Consider the following 5533-nt stretch of genomic DNA (forward strand, 5'->3'; position numbering starts at 1 on the left):
TTGGGGTCGGATCCCTTTCCGTTGGGAAAGGGCTCTGACCCCGGCGCGCATCCTTGGGTCAGAGCCCTTTGCCACGCAAAGGGATCCGACCCCGCCACTCAGGTTCCGCGCGGCTTGGCCCGGTGGGTCGCCGTGGCCGTCCACGGATCGTCCGGCCAAGGGTGGCGCGGGTAACGGCCCTTCATTTCCTTCTTCACCTCGGCGTAGGTGTTCTCCCAGAAATTGCGCAGATCCTGGGTCACCTGCAACGGCCGGCCGCCCGGTGACAGCAGGTGCAGGGTCAGCGGCACCCGGCCATCGGCGATGCGCGGCGTGTCGGCCAGGCCGAACAACTCCTGCAGCTTCACCGCCAGCACCGGCGGCAGCGGCTCGCCGGTTTCACCGTCCAGCGCGTAGGTGATCGGCCGTTCCAGCCCTGACGGTACGGTGATCCGGGTGGGCGCGTGGCGCTCGACCAGCTGCCGCTGCGACCATTCCAGTGGCGCCTTCAACGCTTCGCCGAAACTGGCCTCGTCCAGCGCATCCAGACGTGTCCTGCCAGCGAATGCCGGCTGCAGCCATTGCGCACGGTTGGCCAGCAATGCGGTGTCACTGCAGTCGGGCAGGCCCAGCTCGGGCATCCAGCGCCGCAGCGATTCCACCCGTGCCTGCCACTGGCGCAGACCCTCGGTCCATGGCAATGCCTGCAGGCCGAGCTCGGCAACGGCGTCGGTGAGTGCCTGCGCCGCCAGCTGCGGATCAACCCGGCCAGCCGAACGGCTGTCCATCACGATGCGGTCGAAGCGTGTTTCGCGCAGCGCAACCAGCGCGCGGCGCGTGTCATCCCAGCGCACCACGTCTTCGGTCACGAAGCGGTCGGGCCAGTTCCTGCGCAGATAGCTTTCATCCACCGGTGCGGCGCGCAGCAGCAGCGCATCGCGGGCTTCGAAGCGCAGTTCGCTGGCCACCAGCCACGGTTCGCCACGCAGGTCGCTCAGTTCATGCAGGCGGGCGCTGCGGCCATTGGCCAGCAGGTAACGCAACGGGTCGTTCGGATGCTGGAACGCAATGCGGTCGGGGAAGGCGTGCGCCAGCAGGTCGCCGAGCTCGTGCGCCTCGATGCTGGCCGGTGGCGCGGCCTCACAGCGCAGGCGACGGCGCCACTGTTTGGCAGCAGCGTCGATGGCGGCCAGGCCGCTGCGATTGGCATCGGCCGGCGCACGGCCATTGCGGAAGGCCGCCAGTGCGCGCCAGCGCGCGGCCACTGCATCACCGCCCTGGCGCAATGGGTCGCGGGCTTCCAGCAACGCCGCAAGATCGGCGGTCAAGGCCTGTGCGCGGGCATCGGGTGCGGCCAGCAGCATCGCGGCCATCCGCGGATGGGTGCCCAGCGCCAGCACGCGACGGCCGAGTGCAGTGATCGCGCCGCTGCTGGACAACGCGGCCAGGCGCTGCAGCAGTTCGCGTGCGGCGGCCATCGGCCCGCTCGGTGGCGGGTCAAGGAAGCGCAGGTCACTGCTGCCCCAGGCGGCCAGTTCCAGCGCAAGACCGGCCAGTTCAACCTGGTCGATCTCGGCGCGACGCTGCGGCTCCAGCCGTTGCGACTGCGGCCACAGCCGCCAGGCGACGCCCTCTGCCACACGGCCGGCACGGCCGGCACGCTGGTCGGCCGAGGCCTGCGCGATGGCGACCACGTCCAGGCGGGTGAACCCGCTGTTGGGGTCGTAGCGTGGCTCGCGTGCCTGACCGCTGTCGATGACTACACGCACGCCGGGCAGCGTCACCGAGGACTCGGCCACGTTGGTAGCCAGTACCACGCGGCGGCGGCCGTCGCTGGCGGCCTGCAGCACGCGCGCCTGCTGTTCCACCGGCAGCTCACCGTGCAGGGCCAGCACGTCCACCGCAGCGCCATCAAGACTGTCCTGCAGGCCGGCCTGCACGCGCGCGATCTCACGCTGGCCGGGCAGGAACACCAGCAGGTCACCCGGGTGCTCGGCCAGCGCCTGCTGCACGGCACGCCGCACCTGCAGCTCCAGTGCCTCGTCACGCCGCGCCGGGAAGTGGCTGATCGCCACCGGATAGCTGCGGCCCTCGCTGCTCAACCGCGGTGCATCGAGGAAGCGTGCCAGCCGCTCGCCGTCCAGCGTCGCCGACATCACCAGCAGGCGCAGGTCATCGCGCAGCTGCGATTGCACGTCCAGCGCCAGCGCCAGGCCCAGATCACCACTGAGATGGCGCTCGTGGAATTCATCGAACAGGATCGCGCCGACGGTCTCCAGCATCGGGTCGTCCTGCAGCATCCGGGTCAGGATGCCCTCGGTGACCACCTCGATGCGCGTGCGCGCCGATACCTTGTTCTCGAAACGGATGCGGTAGCCGACGGTGCCGCCGACCTCTTCGCCGAGCTGGCGCGCCATGAACATCGCGGCACTGCGCGCGGCCACCCGGCGCGGTTCCAGCAGGATGATCCTGCGGCCCTGCAGCCACGGCGCATCGAGCAGCGCCAACGGCACCTGGGTGGTCTTGCCGGCGCCGGGTGGGGCTTCCAGCACCAGCCGCGGGTGCGCGGCCAGGTGCTGCTGGATCTGCGGCAGCAGCGGAGAAATGGGGAATTGCGGGGCGTTCATGTGCAAAGGATAAGGGGCCATGACGGGCACGGGTACAATGCGCGGGTTTTCCTGCCCCTGCTGCCCCCATGCATCTGATCGATATCGGCGCCAACCTGACCCACGACTCCTTCGACCGCGACCGCGAGGCCGTGCTGGACCGCGCACGGCAGGCCGGTGTGGTGCAGATGATCATCACCGGTGCCAGCCGCGAGCACTCGCCGCTGGCCCTGCAGCTGGCGCAGCAGCACCCGGGGTTCCTGTACGCCACCGCCGGCGTGCACCCGCACCACGCGGTGGAGTACACCGACGAGTGCGATGCGGAGATGCGCGCGCTGCACGCCCATGCCGAGGTGGTGGCGGTGGGTGAGTGCGGGCTCGACTATTTCCGCGATTTCTCGCCGCGCCCGGCGCAGCACCGCGCGTTCGAGCGCCAGCTGCAGCTGGCTGCGGACAACGGAAAACCGTTGTTCCTGCACCAGCGCGACGCGCATGCCGATTTCATGGCGCAGATGAAGAACTTCGAAGGCCGCATCGGTCCGGCCGTGGTGCACTGCTTCACCGGCGAGCGCCAGGAGCTGTTCGATTACCTGGACCAGGACTGGTACATCGGCATCACCGGCTGGCTGTGCGACGAGCGCCGCGGTGGGCACCTGCGCGAGCTGGTGAAGAACATTCCGGCCAACCGGTTGATGATCGAGACCGACGCACCGTATCTGCTGCCGCGTACTTTGAAGCCGATGCCGAAGGACCGCCGCAACGAACCGGTGTTCCTGTCGCACATCGTGGAAGAGCTGGCGCGGGACCGTGGCGAGGATGTGCAGACCACGGCGGCGAACGCCACGGCCGCGACGCGTGCGTTCTTCCGCCTGCCCGACGCTGCCTGATCGGCACTACCCGTCAGCCGGGAACGCCCGGATCCGGTAGCGCCGGGCCATGCCCGGCGAGCGAAGCGGCAAGATCCGTCAGCCCTTCCCGATACGTTGGAAACCGCGGCGTCCAGCCCAGCGCTTGGCGCGTGCCGCGGCTGTCGATGCGCTTGTTGCTCTGGTAGAAGCGCCGCAACGTCGCGCTGAGCGCTGGATCATCCCAGGCCACTGCGGGCGGCAGGGCAAAGCCCCCCAGCTGCGCGGCGAAGGCCAGTACATCCTGCGACGGCGCCGGCTCGTCATCGCTCGGCAGATACAGCGCATTGGCCATGGGGCGGCGCATCGCGGCGATCACCACCGTTGCCAGGTCTTCCACATGCAGGCGATTGAACGCGAGCCCCGGGCGCACCACGTGCCGCGCGCGGCCCTGCGCCAGCTGCAGCAGCGCATTGCGCCCAGGCCCATAGAGGCCCGGCAGGCGGAACACGGCCGAGGCGATGCCGCGCGCCTCCGCCAGCGCACGCCACTGCGCTTCGGCGAGTTGTCGCTGCATGCCCACGGGTTCTGTGGCATCGGCAACGCTGCTCTCGTCGATCCAGCCACCGTCGCGGTCGCCGTAGACCGAGGTCGATGACAGGTAGCCGAGCCATCGCAATGAATCGCTGTCGCGCAGCGCGGCATGCAGCAGTCGCAGTGCCGGGTCGCCCTCGGCATCGGGTGGCACGCTGCACAGCACCGCGTCTGCGTGTGCGATGGCATCGAGCAGGGTGGGTGACAGCGCAGCGTCGGCCTGCAGTTGATGGCGCTGCAGGCCATCGTCAGGTGCTGACGCCGGATCGCGCACCGTGCCTTCCACCCGCACGCCTTGGGCCTGAAGGTGCGCGGCCAACACGCGCCCACTCCAGCCCATGCCGAGGATCAGTACGCGCTTCGGCAACGGGCCAGGCAGGTTCATCGGATCACGCCGCGCGCTGGGCCTGATAGGCCTGCAGGCTGCTGTAGGCCACCTGCAGCAGCAACGCTTCCTGGCCCGCGGCGCGCGCACGCGCCAGCATGTCGCCAACGATCTGCGCGGCTTCCACCTGCTGGCCCGCTTCCAGGTCGCGCAGCATCGACGCCTTCAACGCCGAACCGGCCTGGGTCAGGGTGCTGTGCGCGGTGTCCTGCGCAGCCTGCGGCACCGGTTCGCCCGCGGCTTCGGCCACCGCCAGGCATTCGTCGTAGAGCCCACGCACGATGGCGTCGCCGTCATCGGTGGCCATGATGGTGCCGATGTCCGCGCGCAGCAGGCAGGTAGCCGCCGCCAGCGCGGTGAGGAACGTGTACTTGATCCACTGTTCCTGGCCGATGTGTTCGCTGGCCAGATGATCGAGATTCGCCTGTGCACACGCTGCAGCGAATGCCTGCACGCGCGCGGAGACCGCACCGCCATCGCGTTCGCCGAAGGTCAGCTTGGCCGGCTTGCCCAGGTGCAGCACGGCACCATCGGGCGCCTTGGTCGCACTGATGAAGCACAGCCCACCGAGCACTGCATCGCGACCGAAGCGTGCGTCGAGCGCGTTGTAGTGATGCAGGCCGTTGAGGATCGGCAGCACGGTGGTACCCGCACCCACGGCCGGTGCGATGGCATCGATCGAGCTGTCCAGGTCGTAAGCCTTGCAGCTGAGGATCACCAGATCGAACGGTTGTTCCGCAGCCAGCGCAGGCAGAGCTTCAGCGGTGACATGCTGCACCGGGAACGTGGCGTCACCCACCGGGCTGCGCAGCACCAGGCCATCACGATCCAGTTGCGCGGCGCGGGTCGGGCGCACGAGGAAGGTCACGTCCACGCCCGCCTGGGCCAGGCGACCACCGAAGTAACCGCCGGTACCGCCGGCGCCGAGGATCAGGATACGCATTGCACGCTCACCGCAGTTGGGGGATTCACTGCCGTGATTGTGCCGGAGTTCGCGGCCAACGGCTGCGCCCATCGTGGTGGTTTGAAGCACAAGCCGTGTTTGGGTCGGGCGGGGTGGGCTCGCGGGGGACGCCGTGAATACGTCCCTGTAGGCTTGGCCGCCGCATCCATGCGGCGGACAC

4 protein-coding genes are annotated in these 5533 nt (G+C 69.2%); 1 reads left to right on the forward strand and 3 read right to left on the reverse strand.

Translation table 11 applies throughout. The annotated features are described in order from the left end of the window. Positions 1–98: 98 nt before the first annotated feature. Positions 99–2606 (reverse strand): ATP-dependent helicase HrpB, encoded by a 2508-nt coding sequence (hrpB, locus tag ACFX4F_RS15035; RefSeq protein WP_380656632.1) that lies wholly within the window; start codon positions 2604–2606, stop codon positions 99–101. 68 nt (positions 2607–2674) lie between these two features. Here hrpB and ACFX4F_RS15040 point away from each other — a divergent pair, with 68 nt between their 5' ends. Next, entirely contained in the window at positions 2675–3472 is a 798-nt protein-coding gene (locus ACFX4F_RS15040) for a TatD family hydrolase (RefSeq protein ID WP_180165017.1), read from the forward strand. Positions 3473–3485: 13 nt separating this feature from the next. Here the strand turns inward: ACFX4F_RS15040 and ACFX4F_RS15045 are convergent, their stop codons facing one another. Together ACFX4F_RS15045 and panE are read right to left on the reverse strand one after the other, a co-directional pair. Next, positions 3486–4409 (reverse strand): NAD-dependent epimerase/dehydratase family protein, encoded by a 924-nt coding sequence (locus tag ACFX4F_RS15045; RefSeq protein WP_380656636.1) that lies wholly within the window; start codon positions 4407–4409, stop codon positions 3486–3488. A gap of 4 nt (positions 4410–4413) precedes the next feature. After that, positions 4414–5352, reverse strand: a complete 939-nt coding sequence (panE, locus tag ACFX4F_RS15050; protein ID WP_380656639.1) for a 2-dehydropantoate 2-reductase — start codon at positions 5350–5352, stop codon at positions 4414–4416. Between the last annotated feature and the right edge of the window lie 181 nt (positions 5353–5533).

The sequence above is a fragment of the Stenotrophomonas sp. YIM B13575 genome (assembly GCF_042787595.1).
GTDB classification, from domain to species: Bacteria; Pseudomonadota; Gammaproteobacteria; order Xanthomonadales; family Xanthomonadaceae; genus Stenotrophomonas; species Stenotrophomonas lactitubi_B.

Bases quoted from the DNA above. Each gene is read 5' to 3' on its own strand.
- hrpB (WP_380656632.1), bottom strand. From the start codon at position 2,606: ATGAACGCCCCGCAATTCCCCATTTCTCCGCTGCTGCCGCAGATCCAG.
- ACFX4F_RS15040 (WP_180165017.1), top strand. From the start codon at position 2,675: ATGCATCTGATCGATATCGGCGCCAACCTGACCCACGACTCCTTCGAC.
- ACFX4F_RS15045 (WP_380656636.1), bottom strand. From the start codon at position 4,409: ATGAACCTGCCTGGCCCGTTGCCGAAGCGCGTACTGATCCTCGGCATG.
- panE (WP_380656639.1), bottom strand. From the start codon at position 5,352: ATGCGTATCCTGATCCTCGGCGCCGGCGGTACCGGCGGTTACTTCGGT.